This is a genomic window from Nocardioides caldifontis (assembly GCF_008087345.1).
Taxonomy (GTDB): Bacteria; Actinomycetota; Actinomycetes; order Propionibacteriales; family Nocardioidaceae; genus Marmoricola_A; species Marmoricola_A caldifontis.
Genome location: NZ_ML701737.1, coordinates 168,001 through 193,552 on the forward strand (window position 1 = coordinate 168,001; position 25,552 = coordinate 193,552).

Consider the following 25,552-nt stretch of genomic DNA (forward strand, 5'->3'; position numbering starts at 1 on the left):
CGGAGCCGCACCGACGGCGCCGTGGCGCCACCCGGTCAGAGCCCCGCGAACAGGTCGTCCTCCCACCCGCGCTCGTCGACGGGGCCTTGGATGCCCTTCACGAGCCGGTAGTGCTCGACGCCCCACACCTGGTTGCCGATCTGGTTCGACAGCGCGAAGAACGGCCCCTCGACCGAGATCTGGGTGCGGTGGGCCGCCATCGCCTCCATCTTCAGGTCGGCGTACGCCGTGCCGTCGACCGCGCAGGCGATGTCGGCGTCCTCGAGCATGAACGCGGGCGGCTCCTCGAGGCTGATCTCCTCGAAGGGGTTCTCGACGCCGGCCTCCTCGAACCGCTGGCGCTGCTCGCGCATCGCGCTCAGCGACATCCCCACCCAGTAGATCTTCGGGATGTCCCACGCCTCCCCCAGGTCGTGGCGGTACGACGGGACAGCTGCGAGCGCGGCGGCGTACATCGCCACCCGGTGGGCCTGGATGTGGTCGGGGTGGCCGTAGCCCCCGGTCTCGTCGTAGGTCACCAGCACCTGGGGGCGGACCTCGCGGAGGATCTCGACGAGGTGGTTCGACGCCTCGAGGAGGTCGGCCCTCCAGAACGTGTCGTCGCGGACGGTCGACTTGGGGACCGCCCTCATCGCCGACCCCCACTCCATGCCGGAGTCGCGGTAGCGACCGGGGCCGCCGAGGAACCGGTGGTCGGTGACGCCGAGGACCTTCATCGCGTCGGCGAGCTCGCCGATCCGGTGCTCCCCCAGCGCGTCCTCGCGGTCGGCGGCGAGGTGCTCGAGCTCGGGGACGAGGATCTCGCCCTCCTCCCCCAGGGTGCAGGTCACCAGGGTGACCTGGCGACCTTCGGCGACGTACTTCGCCATCGTCGCGCCGTTGTTGATGGTCTCGTCGTCGGGGTGGGCGTGCACGAGCAGCAGCCGTCGGTCCATGGGCCCCACTCTAGGGACGGGCACCGACGGGTCAGCCGGTCGGCGGCCCGAAGACGTCCAGCCACCCGTCGTACTTCTCCACGAGCACCTCGACCACGATCTCCGGCGCGTCGGTGACCACCGCCCAGGGGTGGTCCTCGTCGTCGTCCTCGTTGACGAGCCGCTCTCTGACCACCTCGGCGGTGAACCCGTCCGCGCGGAGCCGGCCGGCGGCGGCCTCGGCGTCGTCGCGCTCGAAGAACACCGCGAGGAAGTTCGTCGGTCCGGTCACGGCGCCACTGTCGCATCCGGGTCGTCGGCGCGGAGCAGCGCCCGGAGGCCGGGGAGGAACACCCGGTCCGCGTCGAGCCACTCGACGGCGTCGAGCTCGTCGGCACGCAGCCGGCGGAGCGCGTCGTGCTCGGTCGGCAGCGGCTCGCCCTCCACGACCTCGGCGGTGACGACCTCCAGGGTGAGCCCGTCGCCGAGCCCCGCGACGCCGGGCAGCCGCCCGGGCGCCCGCACGGTGCACCCGAGCTCCTCCCGGAGCTCGCGGACCGCGGCCTCCTCGAGGGACTCGCCTGCGTGCGCCTTGCCGCCGGGCAGCTCCCAGCGACCGGCAGCGGAGGCGGGGCGGGTGCGCCGGGCGGCCAGGAGTCGCGGACCGTCGGGGAGCTGGTCCAGCACGGCGACCGCCACCACCCGGGCGGCTCGACTACTCGCGTTCACCACGCCATTCCCTGTGGAGCTCCTCGACAAGGGCGTCCGCGGCCCGTTCTCGACACCTCGGCAGCCCCTTCTCAGCTGGCAGACCCTCGACTCGCCGGCAGCACGGAGGCGCCGGGACGCGGGCTGACGACCAGTCCCGCCGTTGGTCGGACAGTCTCGCACCACGCCGCCCCGAGGCTCCGGCGGCATCGGGCAGACTCGGCCCGTGGCCGCGCCAGACACCGCACCGATCCGGCTCACCGCCGGCCGTGCCCGGACCCGCGAGAACGGTCTGCTCGCCGAGGCCGCGGGCGGCCGCGTCGGACTCGCCGGCGTCCTCGGGGCGCTCACCCGGAGGGCCACGCCCGTCGACACCCGGGGCACCACCGCCCGCCGTGGCTTCGCCTGGGACCGCGAGGACCAGCGCAGCCACTGGTGGCCCCAGGGCGTCACGAGCTCCGCCGACTCAGGGCTGCCGGAGGGGAGACCCCTGCTGGTCACGACGTCCTACGCCAAGGAGGTCGGCGACGTCGCGATGGGTTCGAGGATCACCGTCGTGGACCTCGACTCCGGCCCCGGCCCGACGTACGCGCACGTGCTGCTGGTGTGTCCGGAGGTCGACGACGCCGGCAGGCTCGAGGTCCGGCCGGTCCGGTCGCACGCCGGCGGCATCGCGTGGCGCGGCAACCAGCTGCACGTCGGGTCGACGGCACGGGGCCTCTACACCTTCGACCTCGACGACGTCGTGGCGGCGGCCCGGACCGACCACCCGCACGAGCTCGGGGTGCTGCCCGACGGCGGGGTGGCCGCGTACGCCCACCGGTTCGTCCTCCCGGCCCGGCGGCTGCTGAAGGCCGGGACGGCTGAGGGGTCGACGCCCTTCAGGTACTCCTTCTTGTCGGTCTCACACGAAAAGACCCCGCAACTGTGGGTCGGCGAGTACGGCCGCGACGGAGCCACGACCCGCCTGGCGACGTACGGGCTCGCGGACGACGGGCAGGTCGCCACCGACGAGGACGGGGTGGCGGTGCCGTCGTACCTCGCGGACGGGGGCGTGCCGAGGATGCAGGGCGTGGCCGCCGTCGACGGCGTCCTCCACGTCACCACCAGCAACGGCCGCCGCGGGCGGGGCAGCATCTGGGTCGGCACCCCCGGTGCGCTGCAGCAGCGCGAGAAAGTGCTGCCTCCGGGGCCGGAGGACCTCTGCTACCGCCCGGCCGAGGACGAGCTGTGGACGGTCACGGAGTATCCCCGACGCCGGCTCGTCCTGGCGCTGCGGCGCGACTCGTTCCCCCAACCCGGGCAGGGCACCTGGCCGTAGCGCGATGGCTTCCTCACCCGCTCGTCAGGACGACCAGCTGCTGGGTGGCCCGCGTCATGGCGACGTACCTGTCGACGGCCCCTTCGATGCCCTCCCCGAGCTGCTGGGGGTCGACGAGCACCACCAGGTCGAACTCCAGCCCCTTGGCCAGCACCGGGGTCAACGCCCTGACGCGCGGGGTGGCTGGGCGGACCGGAGCGCCGATGACGCACGCCGTCCCCTCGGGGTGCGTGGCCAGCCACCGCTCGAGCACCGCGTCGAGGTCGGCGGCGGAGCCGTGCTCGACGGGGAGACCACCGGTCCGGACCGACCGGGGCACGTTGGCGTCCGGCAGCTCCGCTCGGATCACCGGTTCCGCCTCGGCCATCACCTCGGCCGGCGTCCGGTAGTTGATGCTCAACGACGCCAGCGCGACCCGCTCCAGCCCGACCCGTCGGAGCCGCTCCTCCCAGGACTCGGTGAACCCGTGGCGGGCCTGGGCACGGTCTCCCACGACGGTGAAGCTCCTCGACGGGCAGCGCGCCAGGAGCATCTGCCACTCGGCATCGGTCAGCTCCTGCGCCTCGTCGACGACGACGTGCGCGAACGGGCCGGCGAGCCGGTCGGGAGCCGCCGCGGGCACCGCGGAGTCGTCCACCAGCGCCCCACGCAGGTCCTCGACCCGCAGCATCGACATCACCTGCATCTCCGAGTCGTCGGCCGCGACCAGGTGGTCGACGACCCGGCTCATCTCCTCCTGCTGCGCGGCGAGAGCTGCCTCGTGCCGCCGCCTGCGTCGCGGCACCTCCGGGTCCCCGAGCCGCAACCGCGCCGCGTCCAGCAGCGGCAGGTCGGAGAACGTCCACGCCGAGGGCTCGTCCCTCTGCAGCAGCCGCACCTCGTCGGGGGCCAGCCACGGGGCGCACCGCCGCAGGTACGCCGGCACCGACCACAGGTCGCCGACGACGTCGGTCGCCTCGAGCATCGGCCAGGCCCTGGTGAGGGCAGTGAACAGCTCGCGGTTGCGGCCCAAGGCGGCACGGACCTGCTCCGGGGGCCCCTCGTCGTCGTGCTTGTCCACGAGGATGTCGAGCAGCGCGTCCCACACCTGGTCGCGGGCCTCGTTGTGGGGTGTGCCGGGCTCCGGCGCCGCGAACGCCTCCGCCCAGTCGGAGGGGCTGAGCCAGACGTCGCCCCACAGCGTCTCGACGACCATCCCTTCCGTCGGAGGCTCCTCGTAGAGCGCGACGGCCGGCTCGATCGCCGCGACCATCGCCGCGGACGCCTTCAGCCGGGCAACTCGCGGATCGGGCTCCTCAACAGCCTCGCGCCCCTCCGGCACCAGGTCCCGGAGCGTGCAAGGCTGCACCCCCTCCTCCCCCAGGCTCGGCAGGACGTCCCCGACGTAGGCGAGGTAGGGCTGGTGCGGGCCGACGAACAGCACGCCGCCGCGCCGGTGGCCGAGCCGCGGGTCCGAGTAGAGGAGGTACGCCGCGCGGTGCAGAGCCACCACGGTCTTGCCGGTGCCCGGGCCGCCGTCGACCACGAGCGCTCCGCGTGAACCGGCACGGATGATCGCGTCCTGGTCGGCCTGGATGGTGGCCAGCACGTCCCGCATCCGCGGCGACCGGCTGGCGCCCAGGCTGGCGATGAAGGCGGACTGGTCGTCGAGGGCGGCGCCGTGGTCGACCCCGTCCTCGGCGAACACCTCGTCCCAGTAGTCGGTGATCCGGCCCGCCGTCCACCTGTAGCGACGCCGGCTCGCCAGCCCCATCGGGTTCCCGTGCGTGGCACCGAAGAACGGCTCGGCGGCCGGCGAACGCCAGTCGACCAGGAGCGGAGTGCCGTCGCCGTCCTTCAGGCCGAGACGCCCGACGTACACCGGGTCGCCGTCGGCGGGCACCATCCGCCCCAGGCACAGGTCGAGCTCGAAGCGGCGGAGCGTGCGCAGCCGGGCACTGAGCCGGTGCACCTCCAGGTCCCGGTCCAGTGCCTGCTGACCGGAGCCGCCCGGAGCGCGGCGCGCCTCGACGAGCCGCTCGGTGAGCTCGGCGGTCGTCCGCCCCAGGGTCTCGGCGATCCGCTCGAACTGGCGCTCGTCGTGCGCGACGAGCGCCGGGTCGGCCTTGGCGGTCAGGTGGTCCGGGAGGGCGAAGACGCTGGTGCACGCGGGGTTCAACGAGGGGCTCCGATCGCACGACGACGTGGGTAGCCCGGAGAGTCTGAGCCACGACGGGGGTCTTGCCGCAAGCCCCGGGGTGCGCTATACGTTGAGAACGGAGAGGGCATCGCCCTCTCCGTTCGTCTTCCGCCGCGACGAACCCGGCTCACCCCGTCGACGAGGGCTCCCCTGCCACTTCTTGTCGTGCTGACCTGAACCCTCGCGCTGCTCAGCTCAGGCAGAGGCAGAACGGGTGCCCCGCCGGGTCGAGGAAGACCCGGAAGGTCGTGCCCGGCTGGTGCTCGTGCTTGGTCGCTCCCAGCTCGACCACGGCCGCCTCGGCGGTGTCGAGGTCGTCGACGACGACGTCGAGGTGCATCTGCTGCGGCACCTGCTGCCCCGGCCACTCGGGCGCGCGATAGTCGTCGACCTTCTGGAACGACAGGCACTGCCCCTGCTCGGACTTGACGTCGATCCAGTCGTCGCCGGGCTCGACCTTCCAGTCGAGCAGCGCCGCGTAGAACTCCGCGAGCGGAGCCGGGTCAGGGCAGTCGAGGACGGTGGTGGGATAGCGGGCGATGGCCATGGCGGGACAGTACGCCGCGCTCCACCGCCGATCCACCGCCTTCGCGCAGCCGCGGATCCGGGTGGGGAGAACGGGGTCAGTTGAGCGGCGCGCGCTGGAGCGGGACCCGCGCGCGCCGGACGACGACGTGCATCGTGACGTAGGGGCCGTGGCTGTCGCCGCGGGTCGCTCCCTGGAGCTCCACGTGGTCCTGGTCGACGAGGATCGCGTGCGCCTCCCACAGCGAGTAACGGAGCTTCTCCTGCCACAGCCAGGCCAGGCACCGCGCGACGTCCCGCTCGTCGAGCCCGGGGCCGAACTGGCCGAGCGCGATGACCAGCCGGTCCGGGTCGTCGGTGTGGCCGGCCTCGAGGTCGACGAAGAGCCGGGTCGCCAGCAGCTCGTCGCGGAGCCGCCGCTCGAGCTCGCGCAGCCGGCCGGGCGCCTCGGGCCCGGCGTTGAGCTGCACGGCCGTGCGCAGCCGGCGGTAGCGGATGAGCCGCTCCTCCTCCGTGACCCGTGTCGTCCCCATCTGCGCAGTCTCGCTGGCACGGTACGTGCGGTTCCAGACCGGTTGCATGGTCTTTACCTGGGACGCGACGCTCGTCCCGCCCGGTTCAGGACGTCGGCCTCTCCTGGACGCCGCTTCGCGACCGATGAGTCCCGGCGCCGGCGTACGTCTGCAGAACCAGTGACCGACCGACGCGAGGGGAACCCGTGAGCGCCAGCTACACCTTCGACATCTTCATGACCCTGGACGGTTACGGCTCCTACGGGCCGGGCGGCGACTGGGGTGGGTACTGGGGCAAGCACGGTCCGGAGCTCCTCGAGCACCGCCTCGCCCAGGTGAGTGAGGACCAGCGGATGGTGCTCGGTGGAGCGACGTTCCGAGAGTTCTCGCGGTGGTACGGCCCCGAGTCCGGTGAGCTGGCCGGCGAGATCGACCCCGTCAACGCGGCGGCCCGGGCGCTGCCGACCACCGTGATCTCGTCGACGCTCGACACCCCCCTCGACTGGCCGGACGCGACGCTCGAGAAGGGCGACGCGGTGGAGACCGTCGCCCGGCTGAAGGACGAGTCCCCCGTGCCGCTGCGCTCGCACGGCAGCATCTCGCTCAACCGGTCGCTGATGGCCGCCGGGCTCGTCGACCGCGTGCAGGTCACCGTCTTCCCGGTCGTCTCCGGACGCACCGGCGAGCGGCCGATCTTCGAGCGGGCCGCCGACTTCGACCTCGAGCTGCTCTCGACCACCGTGCTCGACGGGCGCACCCTCGAGCTCGTCTACCGACCGACACTGCACGGAGGACCGGCATGAGCACCCAGGACCGCGGCCCGGAGCTCGACGGCGTGAGCCAGACCTCCCGGAGCTGACGCCGAGATCCTCAGAGGCCGAGCGAACGCCCGATGATCTCTTTCTGGACCTCGGTCGTGCCGCCGTAGATCGTGCTGATCCGGCTGTCCAGGAACGCCTTCGCGACCGGGTACTCCATCATGTAGCCGTAGCCGCCGTGGAGCTGGACCGCCTTGCCCGCCAGCTTGTTCTGCAGCTCGGTCACCCACCACTTCGCCATCGAGGCGAGCGTCGAGTCGCACTGGCCGGCGAGGTGCTTCTTGATGCAGTCGTCGACGAAGACCTGCGCGATGCGCGCCTCGGTCGCCATCTCGGCGACGAGGAACCGGTTGTGCTGGAACTTGCCGATGGGGCGGCCGAAGGCCTGCCGCTCGGTGGCGTACTGCAGGCACATCTCGACCAGCCCCATGCACGCCGCGGCGCCCTGCATCGCGATCGCGAGCCGCTCCTGCGGGAGGTTCATCATCAGGTAGATGAACCCCTGCCCCTCCTCGCCGAGGAGGTTCTCCTTCGGCACCTGGACGTTGTCGAAGAACAGCTCGGCGGTGTCCTGCGCGTGCAGCCCGACCTTGTCGAGGTTGCGGCCCCGCTCGAAGCCGGCCATCCCACGCTCGACGACGAACAGGCTGATCCCCTTGTGGCCGGCCTCGGGGTCGGTCTTCGCGACGACGATGACGAGGTCGGAGAGGATCCCGTTGCTGATGAAGGTCTTGGAGCCGTTCAGCACGTAGTGGTCGCCCTTGTCGACCGCGGTCGTGCGGACCCCTTGCAGGTCGCTGCCGGCGCCGGGCTCGGTCATCGCGATCGAGGTGATGATCTCGCCGGAGACGCAGCCGGGGAGCCAGCGCCGCTTCTGCTCCTCGGTCCCGAGCTGGGTGATGTAGGGGACGATGATGTCGGTGTGGACCGGGAAGCCGGGCCCCGCCGTCCCGGCCCGGGTCTGCTCCTCGGCCAGGATCTGGTTGAACCGGAAGTCGTCGATGCCCGGGCCGCCGTACTCCTCGGGGACGTCGAAGCAGAGGAGCCCGGCCTCACCGGCCTTCAGCCACAGCTCGCGCGGCACGATGCCGTCCTTCTCCCACTGGTCGTGGTGCGGGACGACCTCCTTCTCGAAGAAGGTCCGGACCGTCTTCCGGAAGTCCTCGTGCTCGGGCTCGAAGATGTCGCGGGGGAAGGCAGCGGTGGGCATGTCAGGAGCTCCATTCCTTGAGCTGGGCGACGACAGAGGCGGCGTCCTCGCCCTCCTTGGTGGGCACGGGGACGACGTTGAGGTGGGTCACGCCGGACTCCTCGAAGGCGGCCATCCGCTCCTTGACGTACGACGCGGGGCCGACGAGGTTGCACATCTCCAGCAGCTCCAGCGGTACGGCGGCCGCGGCCTCGTCCTTCTTGCCGTCGAGGTAGAGGTCCTGGATCCGGACCGCCTCCTCCTCGTAGCCGTACTGCCGCACGACGTCGTTGTAGAAGTTCTTGCCGCGCGCGCCCATGCCGCCGATGTAGAGCGCGAACAGCGGGCGGGCGAAGTCCAGGAACCCCTTGACGTCCTCGCCGATCGCGACCATGCCGCCGGCGGCGACCTGGAGCGGGCCGAGCTCGGCGGGACGCTTCGCGGCGCCGGCGGCGAGCGACTCGCCCCAGACCTTCGAGGCGAGCTCGGGGGCGTAGAGGTGCGGGAGCCAGCCGTCGGCGTACTCCGCGGTGGCCTCGACGTTCTTGCGGCCGAGCGAGGCGATCCAGATCGGCACGGTGTCGCGCTCGGGGGTGGTGAGCATCTTCAGCGGCTTGCCGAGCCCGGTGCCCTCCCCCTCGGGCAGCGGGAGCTTGAAGATCCCGTCGTTGGTGAGCCGCTCGCGGCGCAGCGCCCGGCGGACGATGTCGACGACCTCGCGGGTCCGGCCCAGCGGCTTGCTGTAGGGGAGGCCGTGCCACCCCTCGACGACCTGCGGGCCGGAGGCGCCGAGCCCGAGGATCGCGCGGCCGCCGGAGACGTTGTCGAGCCCGGCCGCGGTCTGGGCGAGCAGCGCCGGCGTCCGCGAGTAGATGTTGAGGATCGCCGAGCCGATCTCGACGGTCTCGGTCTTGGCGGCCAGGTAGCCCATCAGCGTCGGAGAGTCGAAGCCGTAGGCCTCGGCGACCCAGATCGTGTCGAGCCCGGCCTTCTCGAGGCGGGCGACCTCGTCCGCCGCGTTGCGCGGGTTGCCGTCGTACTGGAGAGGGGTGGAGAGCTTCATGACCGTCCTGGGTTGCGAAGGCGACATCCGTACTGTGACAGCGGTACTGTCAGAGAACAAGCGTGACGAGCGTCCCACCTGACCGGGGCGTGACGAGGAGGTGGGCGTGAACGCCGGGAACGACGGCGGCGAGCCGCGCCTCACCATCGACGAGCTGGCGATGACGGCCGGGATGACGGTCCGGACCACCCGCTACTACGCGAGCCTCGGGCTGCTCCCGGCGCCGGAGCGGCGGGGTCGCGTGGCCTACTACGGCCCGGAGCACCTCGCGCGGCTGCAGCTGGTCCGCGCCCTCCAGGACCACGGGTTCACGCTGGCCGCGATCGAGCGCTACCTCGCGGGGGTGCCGCTCACCTCCTCCCCCGAGGAGCTGGCGGTGCAGCGGATCCTGCTGACCGCGTGGAAACCCAGCCAGTGGCAGCGGATGACCCGCGAGGAGCTCGACGCCCGCGTCGGTCGCCGGCTCGGCGACCGCGACCTCGAGTGGCTCACCCAGGCCGGTGCCGTACGCCGGACCTCGACCGGTGACCTCCAGGTGCTCCCGGTCGTCGACCACGCCGTGGAGGTCCTCGACCTCGACGTGCCGATCGACGCGATCGTGGACGCCAACGCCGCGGTGCGCCGGCACATGTCTGCGCTCGCCGACGAGCTCGACGACATCCTGCGGCGCAGCGTGGTCTCCCGCTACCAGGGGCAGGAGCTCTCGACCGAGGCGGCCGACCGGCTGGAGCGGACCGTCACCGGGCTCCGGACGCTCGCCCTCGACGCGATCGTGTCGACCTTCCAATGGGCGGCGAACCAGCTCGTGGCCCGCTCGGTGCCGACCCACCACGACGAGGAGCGCGGCGCCTGAGCGGGACGTCCGCGCTCACGGGTCCCGCCGGGCGGCGTAGCGCAGCATCACCTCGCGCCGGTCGCTGAGCTGGAGCTTGGTGAGGATGTGCGACACGTGGTTGCGCACGGTGATCGGCGAGATGAAGAGCCGCTCGGCGATGCGCTGGTTGGAGAGCCCCTGCGCGACGAGCTCGAGCACCTCGCGCTCGCGCTCGGAGAGCTCCGGCGGCCACGGGGCCGGCGGCGAGGAGGATCCGGGCGCCGCGATCAGCTCGAGCACCCGGCCCGCCAGCTCGGGGCCGAAGACGGCGTGGCCGGCCGCGACCGCGCGCACCGCGGCCACGACCTCGTCCGGCCCGACCCCCTTGACCAGGTAGCCGTGCGCCCCGGCCCGCACGGCGGCCAGCACCGCGGTGTCCTCGCCGCTCATCGTCAGCACCAGGATCCGGGCGCGGGTGCCCTCCGCGACCAGCGCACGGGTGGCGGCGAGCCCGCCCGCGCCGGGCATCGCCAGGTCCATCACCACCACGTCGGGGTCGAGGCGGCGGGCCAGCTCCACCGCGGCCTCGCCGTCCTCGGCCTCCCCCACCACCGGCACCCCGGCGCGGGTCAGCGTGAACCGCACGCCCTCGCGGAACATCGGGTGGTCGTCGACGAGCAGCACCCGTGGCCCGGGAGCCGGCTCAGCCACGCCCGCCTCCCAACGGCAGCAGGGCCTGCACCGTCGTCCCGGCCCCCGGTCCGCCGGAGATGACGAGCCGGCCCCCGAGCTCGGCGGCCCGCTCCCGCATCGCGACGACGCCCACGCCGACGCGGTCGCCGCTCCACCCGCGGCCGTCGTCCCGCACGCTCAGGTCGAGGCTGCCGCCGGCCAGCCCCAGCCGCACCACGGCGGACCTGGCCCCCGCGTGGCGGGCCGCGTTGGTGAGGGCCTCGGCGCCGATCCGGTAGGCCGCGACCTCGACGGCCGGGGGCAGCACGGGCAGCGGCGGGCCCTCCGCCGTGGTCGGTACACCGAGCCGGGAGGCGTGGTCGAGCAGCGCCCCGGTCAGTCCGAGCTCGTCCAGTGCCGGCGGGCGGAGCGAGCGGCTGACCCGGCGTACGTCCTCCAGCGCGGTGCGCGCGGCGTCCTCGAGCAGCGGGACCCGCTCCGCCGCCACCTCGGGGCTCTCCTCGAGCAGCTCCCGCAGCCCGGCGAGCTGCATGACCAGGCCGGCGAGCGTCGGGCCGAGCTCGTCGTGAAGATCCCGGCGCAGCCGGGCTCGCTCCTGCTCGCGGGCGGCGACCAGGGCATGCCGGCTCTCGATCAGGGCGGCCGCCAGCAGCAGCGCCGTCACCGTGCGCCCGCCCTGGCGGACGAGACCGTCGAGCAGCGCGTCGTCCTCGGCGGTGAGCCGGCGCCCTCGGGGCCACCCGACGGTGACGGCGAGGTGCCGCCCGTCGCCGCAGTCGGTGGTGCGGAGCAGCTCCGTGGTGTGTGCCGACAGCGAGCCGTGCACCGCCCGTTCCCCGTCCACCACGGCGGCGACGTGGGGGGCCCGCAGCGCGGTGGCGACGGAGGTGGCGATGCCGCGCAACGCCTCGTCGAGCGAGGTCGCCGACTCCAGGCGGTCGTCGAGCCGGCGCACGGCGGCGTAGGGGTCGGCCCGGTCGCCGTAGAGGACCTCCTGCAGCGCGCGCTGCAGCCGCCCGCGCACGGGCAGCACGGCGAGCGCGACCACCGCGGTGACCAGCCCCTGCCCCAGCGGCGGGAGGTCGACATCCAGCGTGGACAGGGCTCCGACGGCCGCGACGTAGCCGACCGCGACGACGACCGTGAGCACGGCGTGGACGACGGAGTGGTGGAGAACCACCTCCAGCCCGGGCAGCCGGCCGCGCAGGACCGCGGTCGTGACACCGATGCCCAGCACCGCGGCGCCGACGACGTCGAGGAGGTCCGCGCCGGAGGGCCAGAACGCGTGGCCGAGGAGCGCGAGCAGCACGAACACGCCGGCGGCGAGCAGGAGCTCGACCAGGCGGGTGCGCTCCTCCCCCGCCCCCCGCCGGACGCGCACGACGAAGGCGACCAGCGGCACCAGCAGGGGCAGCCCCAGCACCACGGGCTCCATCGACACCGCGAGCTCCTCGACCGACGCCGGGAGCACGCCGACCGGGTTGGGGAGGTCGGCCACCGTGGCCGGCAGCTCCGAGTCGGGGGCGCCGGCGGTGGTCGCGGCGAGGCAGTAGACCGCGACCAGGGCGCCCTGCGCGCCCACCGCGGCGGCCGCGACGGGCGCCCATCCACGCCCCGGGAGCCGGCCGTCGGGCAGGAGCAGCACCGCGAGCAGGAGCAGGGGTACGGCGAACGCGGAGAATCGGTCCGTCCACCAGGCCGCCCACTCCACGCCCACGCGGGACGGCGTCCCCGTCCACGCACCGGCGAACGCGGAGCCGCCCAGCAGCACGGCCACGGCGAGCAGGAGCCAGCCGACCGCGACGTCGGGGCGGCCGGCCGCGATGAGCGCGCCCGGGAGGGCGAAGCAGAGCGGCAGGACCACCAGCTTCCATCCTGCGGGCTCCGGTCCGCCGACGAGGAGCGACGCGGTGGCCAGCAGCGCGGCGAGGCACGCGAACGACCAGGCCGGCACGGGTGCCGACCTGGCGTTCACCCCCTCGGGCGTCACGCGTCCAGTATCGCCGCGCGGCCCCTCCCCGCACCCCCTTCCCACGTCTCGCGCGGCAGCCGGAGCAGGTGGACCCCCAGCCAGCACCAGGCCACGACCAGCACCAGGTGCGGCTCGAGCGGCCCGACCGGCGGGAACCCGAAGTCCCACACCAGGAAGAGCACCATCAGCACCAGCGGCGTCCTCGGGAACGCGCCGCTGCGCCAGCAGGCGACCGCCAGCAGCACCAGCCCCAGGAACGAGCAGAGCAGGTGCGGGTACAACGCCGTCGCCATCACGCCCGGGTCGTCGACGAGCGCGTCGTTGAGGGCGACGGCGCCGTCGGTCCCCACCACCGGGGGCGCCACCGTGCCCACGGTGTAGCCGAGGGCGAGCACGTTGTGGAACCCCCACATGCCGAGGACGACGAGGACGGCGGCCACCCCCGCGAGCCGCCGTCGCGTGTGGTGGGCGACCCAGGCGAGCCCGAGCAGCCCGACCGGCATGAACAGGCTGCTCACCAGCAGGGTCAGCTGCTCGGCCCGGTGGAGGTCGCCGTTCGCGGCACTCTCGGTGCTCCACCGGATCTGCTCGGAGAAGCCGCCGAGGTCGCCGGTCACCAGGTGGGTCACCGCCTGCGGCACCCCGTTGGTGAGCGCCGCGAGGACGAGGGCCGCGCCCGCGACGGTCTGCAGCGGGGCGCGGGTGCGGCTCCTGGTCGGCCGGCTCTCGAGCGTCGTGGTCATCGGTGCACCTCCTGGTCGGTGCCCCGATCGTGGTGGCGGGAGGGCCGGCGGCGCATGGTGCAGGTGCACCAATCGAGCTCCCGGTGCTCAGCCGGCCGACCGGGCCGCCTCGAGCGCCTGGCCGGCGTAACCGCCGCCGAAGAGGACGGCGTGGACCAGCAGGATGTGGAGCTGGTGGACCGGTACCCGTTCCCGCCAGCGGTCGGCGAGCGGGTGGACCTCCTCGTAGCCGGCGATCACGGCCGCGAGGTGCGGCGCGCCGAACAGCGCCAGCTGCGCGAGGTCGCTCTCCCGGTGACCTCCGTGCGCCGCCGGGTCGATCAGCACCGCCCCGCCGGGTGTCCACATGACGTTGCCGGACCAGAGGTCGCCGTGCAGCCTCGCCGGTGCGTCGTCGGTGTCGAACACCCCGTCGGCCAGCCGCGTGCAGGCCCGGTCGAAGACACGCGTCTCCCCCTCGTCGTACGCGCCGCGGTCGCGGGCCAGCCGCACCACCGGCGCGACGCGCGCCTCGGCGTAGAACGCGCCCCACCGCTCCCACGTGCCGAGCACCATCGGCAGCGGCTCCGCGGCCGGCCCGAAGAAGCCGTCGCCCTGCCACCCCTCCGGTCCGCTGCCGTACGCCGGAGCGCCCGTGTCGTGCGTCCGGGCGAGCGCGGCCCCGAACGACCCGGCAGCCGGCTCCGTCGGCGTGGCAGGGCGGAGCCGCTCGAGGAGCAGGTGGTCGTCACCCTCGTCCAGGACGCGGACCACCGGCGCTCCGTCCGGCACCACGAGCCAGCGAAGCCCTGCCGCCTCCCAGGCGAAGTAGCCGGCCGGCGCCGCGCCGCCCTTGCGGAAGACCTCGGTCACGACGTCACGATGCCACCGGAACGCGACCCGCGTGCGTCAGGAGATCACCGCGTCGATGGTCTTCTTCAGCGCGCTCGGCTGGCTCGGCCGCTTCGGCGCCTTCTTCCGCGCCTCCTCCATCGCCTCGCCGATCTCCTGCAGGGTCTTCCGCCCGAGCCCCTCGCGGACCTTCGGGAACCACTCCTGCTCCTCCTCCTCGATGTGGTGGCGGACGTTCTCGATGAGGACGGTGGTCTTCGCGTCGAACCGCTCCGCGTCGGGCTTCATCGCGGCGAGCTCGACGACCAGGACGTCGGCGACGTGGTGCTCCTCGTAGGACTCCAGCACGTCGTCCTCGAGCTCGGGGAGCAGCTCGCGGACCCGTGGGTACATCACCTCGTTCTCGATGTAGGTGTGCACGGTCAGGAGCTCGATCATCCGGTCGACGAGCTCGCCCTTGCGCTTGGTGGCGTTCTCCCCCGCCTTCTCGAACTCCTTGAACGTCTTGAGGATCTCCTTGTGGTCGTTCCTCAGCAGGACGATGGCGTCGTTGGACATGGCACTCCTCCGGGTACGTGACGACGTGGCGGTCTTTACCCGGCAGCTCCCCGAGCAACACGACGACGGCGTCGAGCGCGCCTCCGAGGGCGCGCCGAGGTGGCGGTGGGCGCTCACCACCCGCCGCGACCTGCTCGTGCCGGTCGTCGGTCTCGTCGCCCTCGTGGTCTACCTGCTCCACGGCCGCGACGGGCTGCTCAGCCGTGACCTCGCCGTCTACAGCTACGCCGGCCAGGAGGTCGCGGACGGCGTCCCGCCGTATGTCGGGATCCTCAACCGGGCGGGGCCGCTGGCGCACCTCCTCCCCGGCGTCGGGTCGCTGCTCGCCGAGCTCGGCGGCTTCGACCAGCTCGCGACGATGCGGCTGCTGTTCCTCGGCTTCGCGGTGGCCGCGGTCTGCGCGACGTACGTCCTGGGGCGTGAGCTCCTCGGCTCGAGGGCGGCCGGACTGGTCGCGGCCGCCGCCATGCTGAGCTTCTACGGCTTCGTCGAGTACGCCTCCAACGGTCCCCGCGAGAAGACGCCGATGGTCCTCTTCATCGTCTGCGCGCTCCTCGCCCTCACTCGGCAGCGCTGGTTCACGGCCGGGGTCTTCGCGAGCCTCGCGACGCTCTGCCTTCAGACGGCGTTCTTCGTCGCGGTGGTCGCGGTGGGGCTCGCGGCACTGCTGCTGGCGCGCAGGGGGAGGGCCCGCGCCGTCGCGATGGTCGTCGCCGGCGGTGCCACGCCGGTCGCGCTCTACCTTGCGTACGCCGCGGCCACCGGGTCCCTCCACGAGGCGGTCGAGGCGTTCGTGGGCATCAACGCCCGCTACACCACGCCCGACCCGCTGATGCCGCGGCTCGACGAGGAGTGGGAGCTGCTGCGCGAGGCCTACGGCACCTCGCTCTGGATCGGGATCGCGGGGCTCGCGACGCTCGGCCTGGCGCCGCTCGCGGTGCTCGTCCGGCCGCTCCGGCGACGGCACCCCGCCCTGCCGGTGCTCGCGGTCCTGGCGGTCACGGCCGGGACGTCGCTCGCCTGGAACGTCCACGAGTACGACGGGTGGCCCGACCTCTTCCCCGTGCTGCCGCTCGCCGCGGTCGGGGTCGGGGCGCTGTTCGACGTGGTCGCGCGGTTCCTCCCCCGCCCGACGGTCCTCCCGGTCGCGCTGGCCCTGTCCGTCGCGGCGACGGGGGTCGCGGTGGACTTCTCGGTCGGCACGCGCAGCGACGAGCTGGTCGTGCAGAGGGCCTCGACGGAGGCGGTCTTCGACGTCCTCCCCGACGCGACCGTCCTCTCCGTGGAGGCGCCGCAGCCGCTGGTGCTGACGGGCCGGACCAACCCGACCCGCCACCAGATGTTCGGCGGCGGACTGACCGACTACCTCGACGACACGTGGCCGGGCGGTCTGACCGCGTTCCTCGACGGGGTCGTCGAGGAGGAGGCCGACCTGGTGGTCCTCGGCGACCCGGTGTCGCGCCGGTGGTGGCGGCTGCTCGCGCCCGACTACGCCTACGTGGGCAGCGCCCCCGACTGGTTCTGGCTGGCGCGCAGGTCTCTCGGCGAGGAGCGGCTGGCGGCGCTGCGCGAGGCGGCTCTCTCGGCCGGCACCGGAGGGGCGCCGCCGATGGAGGTGGTGGACGGACCGATGACCCCTTGACCCAGATACCCCCCAGGGGTATGTTGCAGCGTATGGACAACCACCAGCACCACCAGCACGCAGGTCACGCAGGTCCTGCCGGTCATGCCGGTCATGCCGGTCACGCCGGTCACGCCGGTCACGCCGGAGGCGTCAACGCCATGGCGATCAGCGCCACGCTCCACTGCCTGACCGGTTGTGCGATCGGCGAGGTCCTCGGGCTGGTGATCGGCACCGCCGTGGGGCTGTCGACCGGGTGGACGATCGCCCTCGCCGTCGGGCTCGCATTCCTGTTCGGCTACGCGCTCTCCACGCTGCCGCTGCTGGCCGCCGGTCTCGGGGTGGGCGCCGCGCTGTCGGTGGTGCTGGCCGCGGACACCCTGTCGATCGCCACCATGGAGGTCGTCGACAACGCGGTCATGGCGCTGGTTCCCGGGGCGATGGACGCGGGGCTGGTCAACCCGGTGTTCTGGCTGAGCATGACGCTCGCGCTGACCGTGGCGTTCTTCGCCGCCTGGCCGGTCAACCGGGTCCTGATCGCCCGCGGCAAGGGGCACGCGCTGACCCACGAGTACCACCAGGGACACGACGAGCCACCCGCCCGGCGGGTACCGACCCCGACGACCGGCATGCTGGTGACCGCAATCGCCGCGTTCATGCTCGGCGGACTCGTCGTCTCCAGCGCCGCCGAGCTCGAGGACGAGCCCGGCGACCCGGCACCCGCGCACGCCGCCCCCTGATCGGAGGACCCATGACCCGCTCCCGCCCGTTCGCCCAGGTGGACGTCTTCGCCAGCGGTCCCTACACCGGCAACCCCGTCGCCGTGGTGCTCGACGCCGAGGGGCTCGACGACGCCGCGATGGCCGCGTTCGCCCGGTGGACCAACCTCTCCGAGACCACCTTCGTCCTGCCGCCGCAGGACGAGGCCGCCGACTACCGGCTGCGGATCTTCACGCCGGGCGGTGAGCTGCCGTTCGCCGGCCACCCCACGCTCGGGTCGGCGCACGCGTGGCTCGAGCACGGCGGGGTCGCCCGCACCCCGGGCCGGGTCGTGCAGGAGTGTGGCGTCGGGCTCGTCGAGCTGCGGGTCGAGAGCGGCGCGCTCGCGTTCGCGGCCCCCGAGCGCCGTCGCACGGGACCGCTCGACGACGCGCTGCTCGACCGGGCGGCCGGCATCCTCTCGGTGCCGCGTGCCGACATCGTCGACCACCAGTGGGTCGACAACGGCCCCGGGTGGCTGGCGGTCCGGCTCACCTCCGCGCAGCAGGTGCTCGACGTCGAGCCGGACCCGGTGGCGCTCGGCGACCTGATGCTCGGCGTGGTCGGCTTCTACCCCGACGGCTCCGAGCACCTCGTCGAGGTCCGGGCGCTGTGCGGCGACATCGGCGTCATCGAGGACCCGGTCACCGGCAGCCTCAACGCCGGCCTGGCCCAGTGGCTGATCGGCAACGGCGCTGCTCCACCGTCGTACACCGCGAGCCAGGGGCTGCGCGTCGGGCGACGCGGCGTCGTCCGGGTCTCTTCCGAGGGCGACGAGATCTGGGTCGGCGGCACCACCCTGACCTGCATCGCCGGCACGGTCACCCTCTGACGAGCGACCGCGGCACCGGGCCGACATCGGCGTGGCGGCCGGGGCGGTAGCTCGCGTGGACCTGCCCCGGGCCGGGCCGCTTCGCCAGTCCGTCGGCGACCAGGCCGGTGACGAACGCGTAGACGCCCTTGTGCAGCAGGTCCACGACCAGCTCGCCCCGCGGCCAGGTCTCGGGCGGCGCCCCGACCCCCGTGGCGTTCTCCAGCACCTGGTCGGTGGTGAGCCGGACGACCGCGAACTTCGAGGACGCGACCGGCCCCCGCAGCCCGACGTTGGCCATCACCGACCGCAGCACCCCGACGAGCGCGCCCTGCCCGTAGTGCATCGCCCAGTTCAGCGCCGTCGACTCGCGGTCCTCGAGCCCCGTGAGCCGCTCCAGCGTCCGCGCCGGCACGAACGAGCTCGGCCTGCCGGTGAGCCGCTGCTCGACCTTCTCGGCCACCGTCATCGCGACCGTGCCGACCGCGCCGGCGACGAGCCCCTGCCACACCGAGTCCCTGAGCATGCCGGCACCGTTCCCAGCTCACACCGTCGTACTCACCGCTAGGGTGCCGACCGACGAGAGAGGGGGCCTCGTGCTCGCTGACCTGTGGGACGCCGTCCCTGAGCCGCTCCGCGACCCGGTCGCCCTGGCGGTGCCGTTCTTCGTGCTGTTCGTCGCGGTCGAGGGGCTCGCCGCCTACCTCCTCGAGGACGAGCGCCCGGAGGAGCAGCGCCGCGCCGCCGACGGCCGGGCGATGCCCCTGCCCGGCGGCTACTCGCGCCCCGACGCGCTGGCGAGCATCACGATGGGAGCGGTGTCGGTGGCGACCATGACCGCGTGGAAGAGCCTCGGGCTGCTGGGCTACGCGGTCCTGTTCGCCTACGTCGCCCCCTGGCAGCTGCCCGCCGACGCCTGGTGGACCTGGGCGCTGGCGATCCTCGGCGTCGACTTCACGTTCTACTGGGCGCACCGGGTGGCCCACCGGGTGCGCGTCGTCTGGGCGACCCACCAGGCCCACCACTCCAGCGAGTACTTCAACTTCGCCACCGCCCTGCGGCAGAAGTGGAACAACGCCCACGAGCTGGTCTTCTGGGCGCCGCTGCCGGTGCTCGGGGTCCCGCCGGCGCTGGTGTTCCTGGGCTTCTCGGTGAGCCTCGTCTACCAGTTCTTCGTGCACACCGAGCACGTCGGGACGCTGTGGCGGCCGGTCGAGCTCGTCTTCAACACCCCGTCGCACCATCGGGTCCACCACGGCAGCGACCCGGAGTACCTCGACCGCAACTACGGCGGGATCCTCATCGTCTGGGACCGGCTCTTCGGGTCGTTCCAGCCCGAGCTGCACCGGCCGACGTACGGGCTCACCACCCCGGTCGGCACCACGAACGTGCTGCGGCTGCAGACGCACGAGTACGCCGCGATCGCCCGCGACGTCCGGCGGGCTCCGACCCTCCGGGAAAAGCTCGGGTACGTCTTCGGTCCGCCGGGGTGGCGGCCGGCCGTGCCGGACCCTCATTCCGTGCAGACGGGCTGATCCGGAGCCGGATCTCAGCGCAGCTGCACCGGATGACGGGGCTCAGGGCTCCTCGACCGAGGAGATGACGTACTTCGCCACGTCGGCGCCCACCACCTCGGGGAGCACCGGGGTCGGCCCCTCCGAGGCCCGGAACCGCCTCAGGTCCTCCTCGGACTCCCAGCGCTCGAGGATCACGATCCGCCCTGCCTCCAAGGGGTCCGGCGCCTGCACGAACTCCAGGCAGCCCGGAGCCTCGCGCGCGTGCGCGGTCACGCGGGCGACGCCCACCAGGTAGTCGTCGCGGTCGTGCGGGTGGACGGTCAGCGACCCGGCGACGATCAGCACGGCTCCTCCTCGAGCACCGCGGTCACGGCGGCCGCCGCGCGTCGCAGCCCGTCCGCCCGGTCGACGGCCCCCACCGCGTCGTACGACGTGGCAGCAGCGTGCAGGTCGGCGAGCTCACGGGCCACCACCTCGCGCTCGTCGTCCTCGGTGAGCGTCCGGCGCGGGGCCTCGGACGAGCCGATCCCGACCGCAGCCCCGGCGACGTGCTCGCCCGCCGCGAGCGCGCCGGTCGTGGGCGCTGCCACCGCCTCGGCGTTCTCGAGGGCGGCGAGCGTGCTCCGCAGCGACGCGGCGACCTCCTTGTCGCGCTCCCGGAGGGCGGCGGTCAGTCGGGTGCGGAGGCGGGCACGGAGCGGTGATCCGGTCATGGCCCGACGGTAGCGCCGGACGGTCAGGGAACGGGTCGGCGCAGGTACTCCGCCAGGAGCCGCGCCAGGTTGCCGATGGCGTCGGTGTGCACCACCTCGTAGCCGTGGGTGCTCAACGTCGGCAGGGCCAGCAGCGCCGCCTGGGCGCTCTGGCCGCTGGCCTTGGCCTGGGAGGCATCGGACTCGAACGAGCTGAAGACCGCCCGCGTCGGTGGGACCCCGAGCTCCACCCCGATCCGGTAGAGGTGGTCGGCGATGGCCGAGTCGTAGGCGGCCAGGGCGTCGGCGTACACGACGATCGGGGCCGCATCGACCTCGGTCTGGTACTCCGCCTCCGCCGGGCCGACGTCCAGCGCGAGCGTCACGTCGCCGGGCAGGGTGCGGGCGGCGTAGGAGGCGCCGATCCCGCCCATCTCCTCGCCGGTGCTGAACACGAGGTACACGTCGCCCGGCGGCCGCTGCCCACCCTCGCGCAGGTCCTGCGCGGCCGCGATCGAGGCAGCCACCAGGGCTCGGGCGTCCATGAAGAAGCCGGCCGCGAAGTCACCGACCTGCACCAGCGTGCGCTTGCTGCGGTGCACGCACACGCGCGTCCCCGGGTGGACGCCGGCGTCGTGGAGCTCCTCGGCGGAGCGACCGGTGAACACGTACACGTGCGTCCAGTCCAACGCCTTGTCGCCCTGGTCCGGCTTGGTCTCCCAGATCCGGGGGCTCTCCTGCGTCGTGTGCTCCGAGCCGAGGGTCAGCACGCCGGTGAGCTCCTCGTGGTCGCCGAGGACCGCCACAGGGCCGAGACCGAAGTTGCCCGGGTACATCACGCCGAGCTGCTCCACCCGGAGCGTGCCGTCCGGCTCGACGCGCTTCACGATCATCGACAGCTCGTCCAGGTGGGCGGTCACCCGGACCACCGGCGCGTCGCCGCGGCCGCGCACGAGACCGACGAGGTTCCCGGCCGGGTCGGTCCAGAGCTCGTCGACGGTGCCCTCGAGCTCGCGCTCGCAGATCGCCCGCACCTCGTCCTCCAGGCCGCCCGGCCCGTAGGTGGACATCAGCTCCTGCAGCAGCTCGGACTGCTCGATCGGCACGTCGACCGTCCTCCTCGGTGGGCCGTCCCGCGGCAGCGGGCTCGTCCCGCGCTTACCCGCGTCCTGCGACGGCAACCACCGCGACCGTCAGGCGACCGGCCAGCCGAGCAGCCCCGCGGCGAGCCCGAGGGCCGCGCACACGCCGAGGGTCCGCAGCACCGACCACCGGGCCCGGAACAGCAGCACCGCCGCGAGGAGCGTGAGGGCGACGGCCAAGGGCCGCACGGTGTCGAGCACCGGGAGCTCCAGGCCGAGAGGGCCCCAGGACCGTTCGGTCGTCTCCTCGAAGACGGTGTGCAGCGCGAAGAAGACCGCCAGGTTCGCGATCACGCCGACGACGGCTGCCATGATCCCGGTGAGCGCCGAGGAGAGCGACCGGTTGCCGCGCAGCCGTTCGACGTACGGCGCACCCAGGAAGACCAGGACGAAGCACGGCACGAAGGTCACCCACGTCGTCAACAGCGCACCGAGCACCGCCGCGACCCAGGGGTCCAGCCCTCCGGGGTCGCGGTAGGCGCCGACGAACGCCACGAACTGCACCACCATGATCAGGGGACCGGGCGTGGACTCGGCAAGCGCCAGCCCGCGGACCATCTCCCCGGGCGCCAGCCAGCCGTACACCTCGACGGCCCGCTGGGCGACGAACGCCAGCACCGCGTAGGCCCCGCCGAACGTCACCAGGGCAGCACCGGAGAAGAACAGCCCCTGGTCGGTGAAGACGCTCCCCGTCCCGGTGAGCACCACGAACGCGACGAGCGGCACCGCCCAGGCCAGAAGGCCGACCACGAGGACGCGCGCGGTGTGGCCGTGGCCGGGGTGCTCCGCGTGGAGGGCGTCGTCCGGGACCAGCGGGGGCGGGCCGTCGCTCTCGGGCTCGGCCCGGGGACGCATCACCGACGGGAGCCAGCGACCGAACAGCCAGCCCACCACGCCGGCCGCGGCGACGACGACCGGGAACGGCACCGAGAGCACGGTCAGCGAGGTGAACGCGGCGACCGCGACCCCGACGAGCGCCGGGTGTGTCAGCGCGCTGCGGCCGACCCGCACCACGGCGTGCGCCACGACGGCGAGCACCGCGGGGGCCAAGCCGGCGAACAGCGCCTCGACCGCGGTCGTGTCACCGAACCCGACGTAGAGGATCGACAGTCCGAGCAGCGCGACCACGCCGGGCAGCACGAAGAGGACCCCGGCGACCAGCCCGCCACGGACGCCGTTGAGCAGCCAGCCCACGTAGATCGCCAGCTGCTGCGCCTCCGGCCCGGGCAGCAGCGTGCAGAACGACAGTGCGTGCAGGAACCGGCGGTGTCCGATCCACCGGCGTTCCTCCACCAGCTCGCGCTGCATCACCGCGATCTGGCCTGCGGGCCCGCCGAACGTCTGGAGCGAGATCGCGAACCACGCCTTGACCGCCTCCCGGAAGGGGACGACGTCGTCGCGCGGCGGGCTCACGGGTGAAGGCAACCACGTGCCGGCGCTTGCGGGGTGGATCTCAGCCGACAACGCGCCTGAGATCCACCCGGGAACGTCAGACCCAGACGCCGAACTTGCTCGAGACCTTCCACGGGTTGCGGCCGCGCTTGTCGAAGCCGACCGTGACGACCGAGTACGGCGAGCAGGTGCGGTAGCTGCGGACCTGGAACGAGTAGCCGCCGCCCGTCGAGAACACGTCCCGCTTGCCGTTGGTGTCGGCGATCTGCTTGACCTTGGCCAGGGTCATGCCCTTCTTGACCTGCTTGAACTCGGCCCGGCTGATGCAGCCCGGGGTGTCGGCGCTGGCGGTCGAGGCCGGGACGGCGACGGTGATGGCAGCAGCGGCCAGGACGGCCGTGAGGAGCTTGCGCATGGTGGATGGATCCCCCGTGGTGAGTGCGGTGCGAACACCCGCAAGTGTCAGCGCCCAGCCACCATGTCGTGGCGCTTTTGCAGGACGAGGTGCCGTTGGTCCCGGGCGGGCAGGACGGACCGGTGGTCCAGAGCACCGCGCAGTCCGGTCAACCGCGGGCAGCGTCCGGAGCGATATTCAGGCATGAACCCGTGGCACGGTGCCGGTCAGGAACGGCTCCAGCTGATCGACACGGATTCCGCTGCCGCGCAGGCGCCCGCGGAGCCGCCGGCCCCCGAGCCGTTCGACGCCTTCTACCGTCGCGAGTACCCGCGGCTGCGGGTCCTGGCGGTGGCGCTCCTCGGCACCGACGGAGCCGACGACGTCGTCCAGGAGACGATGCTCGTCGCCTACCGTCGGTGGGAGGACGTGCGCGACCTGGAGTCGCCGGCCGGATGGGTGCGCGGAGTCTGCTCGCACAAGGCCGTCTCCACGCTCCGGCGTCGCGGCGTCGAACGACGGGCCCTCTCGCGGCTGCGTGCCCTGCCTGCTGCGGAGCCGCAGGGGCCGGGTGGGCTCGAGGACTTCTGGGCTTCCGTGCGTCGGCTGCCCGCCCGCCAGGCCCAGGTGGTCTGCCTGTACTACGCGCTCGACCTCGGGGTCGCCGAGGTCGCGAGCACGCTGGGGTGCTCGGAAGGGACGGTCAAGATGCACCTCTCACGAGCCCGGGACGGGCTCTCCCGCGCGATGGGTGAGGGGGACCGGTCATGAGCGTCGACGAGCTGGCCCGCCGGGCAGGTGCCCGGCTGCGCGAGGAGGTCGCGACCACGACGACCGCCCCCGTGGTCGAGGAGTCGCTCGCCGCCCTCCTCGCCACCGCCCGACGACGGGCACGCACGCGTCGTACGGTCGAAGGGCTCGCCGCAGCGGCGACGGTCGCGTCCGTGGTCGCCGGCAGCCTGGCCGGGCTGTACGACGGGGACGACCGGCCGGAGCCCGCGGAGCCGGTGCCCAGCACCTGCTCGAACAGTGCCCTCGTCCGGTGCACCGAGGACCGGCAGGTCACGGTCGACGCACCGGTCGGCTACGGGTTCACCCTCCTCGACGGGTTCGCGGACGGGGTGGAGTCGACCGGGGCGGCGGAGGAGGTGACCGTCTTCTCGGACCGGGGCCGGGACGGCATCACGTTCATCGTCGACGCGACGGCTGCCGAGGACGGCGTGGGGCGCGACGCCGAGTCGCTGGCCCGGTGGGTGGCGGCCCGCCCGTTCCTCCGCACGGACCTCCTGCCCTGGGACGCCGACGGCACCGCCGGCTGGCGGGTCGACGTCACCCTGCGCAAGGGGAAGGCGCTCGCACAGGCACGGTCCTGCGACGGCGAGGGGAGCGGGTCCCCCTGCCACGCCCTCATCACCACCCCGGGTGTGCCGTTCGGGGAGTCCGGGCCCTGGCCGGGGATGAGGAGCAGGTACCACTTCGTCGACGCACCCGGCGGCCACACCCTCGTCGCCTGGTCCTGGTCGTTCGGGAAGAACCCGGGACCTCTCGACCGCAACGATGCCCTCCTGGGAACCCTGCGGTTCGACGCCGGGTGAGTGTCTCCCGCGGAGGTGGTCGGGTCCGCTGCGCCTCCGGGGTCTACCCGCCAGCCGGTAGTCAGGATTCCCGCTCCCGGCGGGGCGCCGTGGCTGCTGGCAGCGATGACGGAGCCGGCCCAACGGGACGACCCTGGATGAGCCGGGAGAAGCCACCGTCGAGGTGAGGTTCCCGGCTCGACGGTCCCTTCCATCCCGAGCGAGGAAACCATGAACGAGTCCACCCTCCATCGTCCCCGGGCAGCGAACGGTCACGCGGCGGCGCAGGAGTGGCTCGGGTCTAACCAGGACCCGGACGTGTTCTTGAGCGTGCCTGACCTGCAGGTGGAGAAGCTGGGCCTGGTGGTCGAGGAGCTCGACGCCGACGTCGACCTGCATGCACGGGTCCTCGACCTGGTCGAGCTGAACGTGGGTGCCCGCGTCACGCTCGGCAAGGTGGAGCTCGACCTCGAGAACGTCCGTGCGCAGGCCATGCTCAAGGTCAAGCTGGACAAGGTCGCCGAGATCGTCGAGCGGGTCATGAAGGCCGTCGACGACCACCCGGAGCTCGTGACCTCGCTGACGAGCGCCGTCGGCGACGGCGTGCTGCTGGCCGGGGACGGCGTTCGGACGAGCCTCCGTGGGCTCGAGGGCCGCCCCGGCTGGGCGGACACCCGACCGATCGAGGACGTCCACGCGACCGGGGACGGCGGGGTACCAGCCCTTGCCAAGGCCCTCACGGGCGCAGTCCCGGACGCGATCAGGTGGGGGTGGCGCCACCGGTGGCTGGGGCTCCGCTGACGACGTCAG

At 73.2% G+C, this 25,552-nt stretch carries 29 protein-coding genes; 10 read left to right on the forward strand and 19 right to left on the reverse strand.

What is annotated here, in order from left to right; genetic code table 11:
- Positions 1 to 35: 35 nt before the first annotated feature.
- The 3 genes from mshB to FIP57_RS06525 are packed head-to-tail and all read right to left on the reverse strand — an operon-like array spanning position 36 to position 1,643.
- The gene (mshB, locus tag FIP57_RS06515; protein WP_148572726.1) at positions 36 to 935 is read right to left on the reverse strand and encodes an N-acetyl-1-D-myo-inositol-2-amino-2-deoxy-alpha-D-glucopyranoside deacetylase; all 900 of its coding nucleotides are present in this window, start codon (positions 933 to 935) and stop codon (positions 36 to 38) included.
- A gap of 31 nt (positions 936 to 966) precedes the next feature.
- Positions 967 to 1,206 carry a hypothetical protein gene (locus tag FIP57_RS06520; protein WP_148572727.1) on the reverse strand — a complete coding sequence of 80 codons (240 nt, stop codon included), beginning with the start codon at positions 1,204 to 1,206 and terminating at the stop codon, positions 967 to 969.
- On the reverse strand, positions 1,203 to 1,643 hold the full coding sequence (locus FIP57_RS06525; RefSeq protein ID WP_238993328.1) for an NUDIX domain-containing protein: 441 nt from the start codon (positions 1,641 to 1,643) through the stop codon (positions 1,203 to 1,205). The genes FIP57_RS06520 and FIP57_RS06525 overlap by 4 nt, the downstream gene beginning before the upstream one ends.
- Positions 1,644 to 1,848: 205 nt before the next feature.
- Here FIP57_RS06525 and FIP57_RS06530 point away from each other — a divergent pair, with 205 nt between their 5' ends.
- Positions 1,849 to 2,943: a hypothetical protein gene (locus FIP57_RS06530; protein WP_148572729.1), complete on the forward strand. Its 1,095-nt coding sequence runs from the start codon at positions 1,849 to 1,851 to the stop codon at positions 2,941 to 2,943.
- A 13-nt stretch (positions 2,944 to 2,956) separates the two neighbouring features.
- Here the strand turns inward: FIP57_RS06530 and helR are convergent, their stop codons facing one another.
- The 3 genes from helR to FIP57_RS06545 all read right to left on the reverse strand — a co-directional run bounded on the left by helR (position 2,957) and on the right by FIP57_RS06545 (position 6,180).
- Positions 2,957 to 5,101, reverse strand: coding sequence for an RNA polymerase recycling motor ATPase HelR (gene helR / locus FIP57_RS06535; RefSeq protein WP_148572730.1), 2,145 nt, complete (start codon positions 5,099 to 5,101; stop codon positions 2,957 to 2,959).
- A 211-nt stretch (positions 5,102 to 5,312) separates the two neighbouring features.
- The gene (locus FIP57_RS06540) at positions 5,313 to 5,669 is read right to left on the reverse strand and encodes a VOC family protein (protein WP_148572731.1); all 357 of its coding nucleotides are present in this window, start codon (positions 5,667 to 5,669) and stop codon (positions 5,313 to 5,315) included.
- A 76-nt stretch (positions 5,670 to 5,745) separates the two neighbouring features.
- Complete coding sequence (locus FIP57_RS06545; protein WP_148572732.1) at positions 5,746 to 6,180, reverse strand: hypothetical protein; 435 nt, start codon at positions 6,178 to 6,180, stop codon at positions 5,746 to 5,748.
- A 185-nt stretch (positions 6,181 to 6,365) separates the two neighbouring features.
- Between FIP57_RS06545 and FIP57_RS06550 the strand changes: the two genes are divergently transcribed.
- Positions 6,366 to 6,962, forward strand: coding sequence for a dihydrofolate reductase family protein (locus tag FIP57_RS06550; RefSeq protein WP_148572733.1), 597 nt, complete (start codon positions 6,366 to 6,368; stop codon positions 6,960 to 6,962).
- A gap of 67 nt (positions 6,963 to 7,029) precedes the next feature.
- Here the strand turns inward: FIP57_RS06550 and FIP57_RS06555 are convergent, their stop codons facing one another.
- Both FIP57_RS06555 and FIP57_RS06560 read right to left on the reverse strand, forming a co-directional pair.
- Positions 7,030 to 8,187, reverse strand: a complete 1,158-nt coding sequence (locus tag FIP57_RS06555) for an acyl-CoA dehydrogenase family protein (protein ID WP_148572734.1) — start codon at positions 8,185 to 8,187, stop codon at positions 7,030 to 7,032.
- 1 nt (position 8,188) lies between these two features.
- Positions 8,189 to 9,229, reverse strand: a complete 1,041-nt coding sequence (locus FIP57_RS06560) for an LLM class F420-dependent oxidoreductase (RefSeq protein WP_148572735.1) — start codon at positions 9,227 to 9,229, stop codon at positions 8,189 to 8,191.
- 106 nt (positions 9,230 to 9,335) lie between these two features.
- Between FIP57_RS06560 and FIP57_RS23590 the strand changes: the two genes are divergently transcribed.
- Positions 9,336 to 10,082, forward strand: a complete 747-nt coding sequence (locus FIP57_RS23590) for a MerR family transcriptional regulator (protein WP_238993329.1) — start codon at positions 9,336 to 9,338, stop codon at positions 10,080 to 10,082.
- Positions 10,083 to 10,097: 15 nt separating this feature from the next.
- Here FIP57_RS23590 and FIP57_RS06570 read toward each other — a convergent pair whose 3' ends face one another.
- The 5 genes from FIP57_RS06570 to FIP57_RS06590 all read right to left on the reverse strand — a co-directional run bounded on the left by FIP57_RS06570 (position 10,098) and on the right by FIP57_RS06590 (position 14,840).
- Positions 10,098 to 10,754, reverse strand: coding sequence for a response regulator (locus FIP57_RS06570; RefSeq protein WP_238993330.1), 657 nt, complete (start codon positions 10,752 to 10,754; stop codon positions 10,098 to 10,100).
- On the reverse strand, positions 10,747 to 12,726 hold the full coding sequence (locus FIP57_RS06575) for a sensor histidine kinase (RefSeq protein ID WP_148572736.1): 1,980 nt from the start codon (positions 12,724 to 12,726) through the stop codon (positions 10,747 to 10,749). Before FIP57_RS06575 ends, FIP57_RS06570 begins: the two co-directional genes overlap by 8 nt.
- Positions 12,723 to 13,451, reverse strand: coding sequence for a hypothetical protein (locus FIP57_RS06580; protein ID WP_148572737.1), 729 nt, complete (start codon positions 13,449 to 13,451; stop codon positions 12,723 to 12,725). Before FIP57_RS06580 ends, FIP57_RS06575 begins: the two co-directional genes overlap by 4 nt.
- Positions 13,452 to 13,538: 87 nt before the next feature.
- Positions 13,539 to 14,303, reverse strand: coding sequence for a fructosamine kinase family protein (locus tag FIP57_RS06585; protein ID WP_148572738.1), 765 nt, complete (start codon positions 14,301 to 14,303; stop codon positions 13,539 to 13,541).
- Positions 14,304 to 14,339: 36 nt separating this feature from the next.
- A complete protein-coding gene (locus tag FIP57_RS06590; RefSeq protein WP_148572739.1) occupies positions 14,340 to 14,840 on the reverse strand; it encodes a hemerythrin domain-containing protein in 501 nt (166 codons plus the stop codon).
- Here FIP57_RS06590 and FIP57_RS06595 point away from each other — a divergent pair.
- The 3 genes from FIP57_RS06595 to FIP57_RS06605 all read left to right on the forward strand — a co-directional run bounded on the left by FIP57_RS06595 (position 14,833) and on the right by FIP57_RS06605 (position 18,052).
- Positions 14,833 to 16,482 (forward strand): glycosyltransferase family 39 protein, encoded by a 1,650-nt coding sequence (locus tag FIP57_RS06595; protein ID WP_148572740.1) that lies wholly within the window; start codon positions 14,833 to 14,835, stop codon positions 16,480 to 16,482. The two genes, FIP57_RS06590 and FIP57_RS06595, sit on opposite strands and share 8 nt — an antisense overlap.
- A gap of 140 nt (positions 16,483 to 16,622) precedes the next feature.
- Positions 16,623 to 17,201 (forward strand): DUF4396 domain-containing protein, encoded by a 579-nt coding sequence (locus FIP57_RS06600; protein ID WP_148572741.1) that lies wholly within the window; start codon positions 16,623 to 16,625, stop codon positions 17,199 to 17,201.
- A gap of 11 nt (positions 17,202 to 17,212) precedes the next feature.
- A complete protein-coding gene (locus FIP57_RS06605) occupies positions 17,213 to 18,052 on the forward strand; it encodes a PhzF family phenazine biosynthesis protein (protein WP_148572742.1) in 840 nt (279 codons plus the stop codon).
- Here FIP57_RS06605 and FIP57_RS06610 read toward each other — a convergent pair.
- Complete coding sequence (locus FIP57_RS06610) at positions 18,042 to 18,557, reverse strand: hypothetical protein (RefSeq protein WP_148572743.1); 516 nt, start codon at positions 18,555 to 18,557, stop codon at positions 18,042 to 18,044. The two genes, FIP57_RS06605 and FIP57_RS06610, sit on opposite strands and share 11 nt — an antisense overlap.
- A 70-nt stretch (positions 18,558 to 18,627) precedes the next feature.
- On the opposite strand from FIP57_RS06610, the gene FIP57_RS06615 reads away from it, so the two are divergent.
- A complete protein-coding gene (locus FIP57_RS06615; RefSeq protein WP_238993331.1) occupies positions 18,628 to 19,566 on the forward strand; it encodes a sterol desaturase family protein in 939 nt (312 codons plus the stop codon).
- A 42-nt stretch (positions 19,567 to 19,608) separates the two neighbouring features.
- Here the strand turns inward: FIP57_RS06615 and FIP57_RS06620 are convergent, their stop codons facing one another.
- The 5 genes from FIP57_RS06620 to FIP57_RS06640 all read right to left on the reverse strand — a co-directional run bounded on the left by FIP57_RS06620 (position 19,609) and on the right by FIP57_RS06640 (position 23,189).
- Positions 19,609 to 19,893, reverse strand: a complete 285-nt coding sequence (locus FIP57_RS06620; RefSeq protein ID WP_148572745.1) for a putative quinol monooxygenase — start codon at positions 19,891 to 19,893, stop codon at positions 19,609 to 19,611.
- Complete coding sequence (locus FIP57_RS06625) at positions 19,887 to 20,261, reverse strand: hypothetical protein (RefSeq protein ID WP_148572746.1); 375 nt, start codon at positions 20,259 to 20,261, stop codon at positions 19,887 to 19,889. Before FIP57_RS06625 ends, FIP57_RS06620 begins: the two co-directional genes overlap by 7 nt.
- 23 nt (positions 20,262 to 20,284) lie before the next feature.
- Positions 20,285 to 21,346, reverse strand: coding sequence for a M42 family metallopeptidase (locus FIP57_RS06630; protein WP_203231100.1), 1,062 nt, complete (start codon positions 21,344 to 21,346; stop codon positions 20,285 to 20,287).
- Positions 21,347 to 21,433: 87 nt separating this feature from the next.
- On the reverse strand, positions 21,434 to 22,795 hold the full coding sequence (gene chrA / locus FIP57_RS06635) for a chromate efflux transporter (RefSeq protein ID WP_238993332.1): 1,362 nt from the start codon (positions 22,793 to 22,795) through the stop codon (positions 21,434 to 21,436).
- 76 nt (positions 22,796 to 22,871) lie between these two features.
- A complete protein-coding gene (locus tag FIP57_RS06640) occupies positions 22,872 to 23,189 on the reverse strand; it encodes a hypothetical protein (RefSeq protein ID WP_148572747.1) in 318 nt (105 codons plus the stop codon).
- Positions 23,190 to 23,372: 183 nt separating this feature from the next.
- Here FIP57_RS06640 and FIP57_RS06645 point away from each other — a divergent pair, with 183 nt between their 5' ends.
- The 3 genes from FIP57_RS06645 (at position 23,373) to FIP57_RS06655 (ending at position 25,543) form a co-directional block, all read left to right on the forward strand.
- A complete protein-coding gene (locus tag FIP57_RS06645; protein WP_162529696.1) occupies positions 23,373 to 23,939 on the forward strand; it encodes an RNA polymerase sigma factor in 567 nt (188 codons plus the stop codon).
- The gene (locus FIP57_RS06650) at positions 23,936 to 24,763 is read left to right on the forward strand and encodes a hypothetical protein (RefSeq protein ID WP_148572749.1); all 828 of its coding nucleotides are present in this window, start codon (positions 23,936 to 23,938) and stop codon (positions 24,761 to 24,763) included. The genes FIP57_RS06645 and FIP57_RS06650 overlap by 4 nt, the downstream gene beginning before the upstream one ends.
- Positions 24,764 to 25,072: 309 nt before the next feature.
- A complete protein-coding gene (locus tag FIP57_RS06655) occupies positions 25,073 to 25,543 on the forward strand; it encodes a hypothetical protein (RefSeq protein WP_148572750.1) in 471 nt (156 codons plus the stop codon).
- The last annotated feature ends 9 nt before the right edge of the window (positions 25,544 to 25,552 follow it).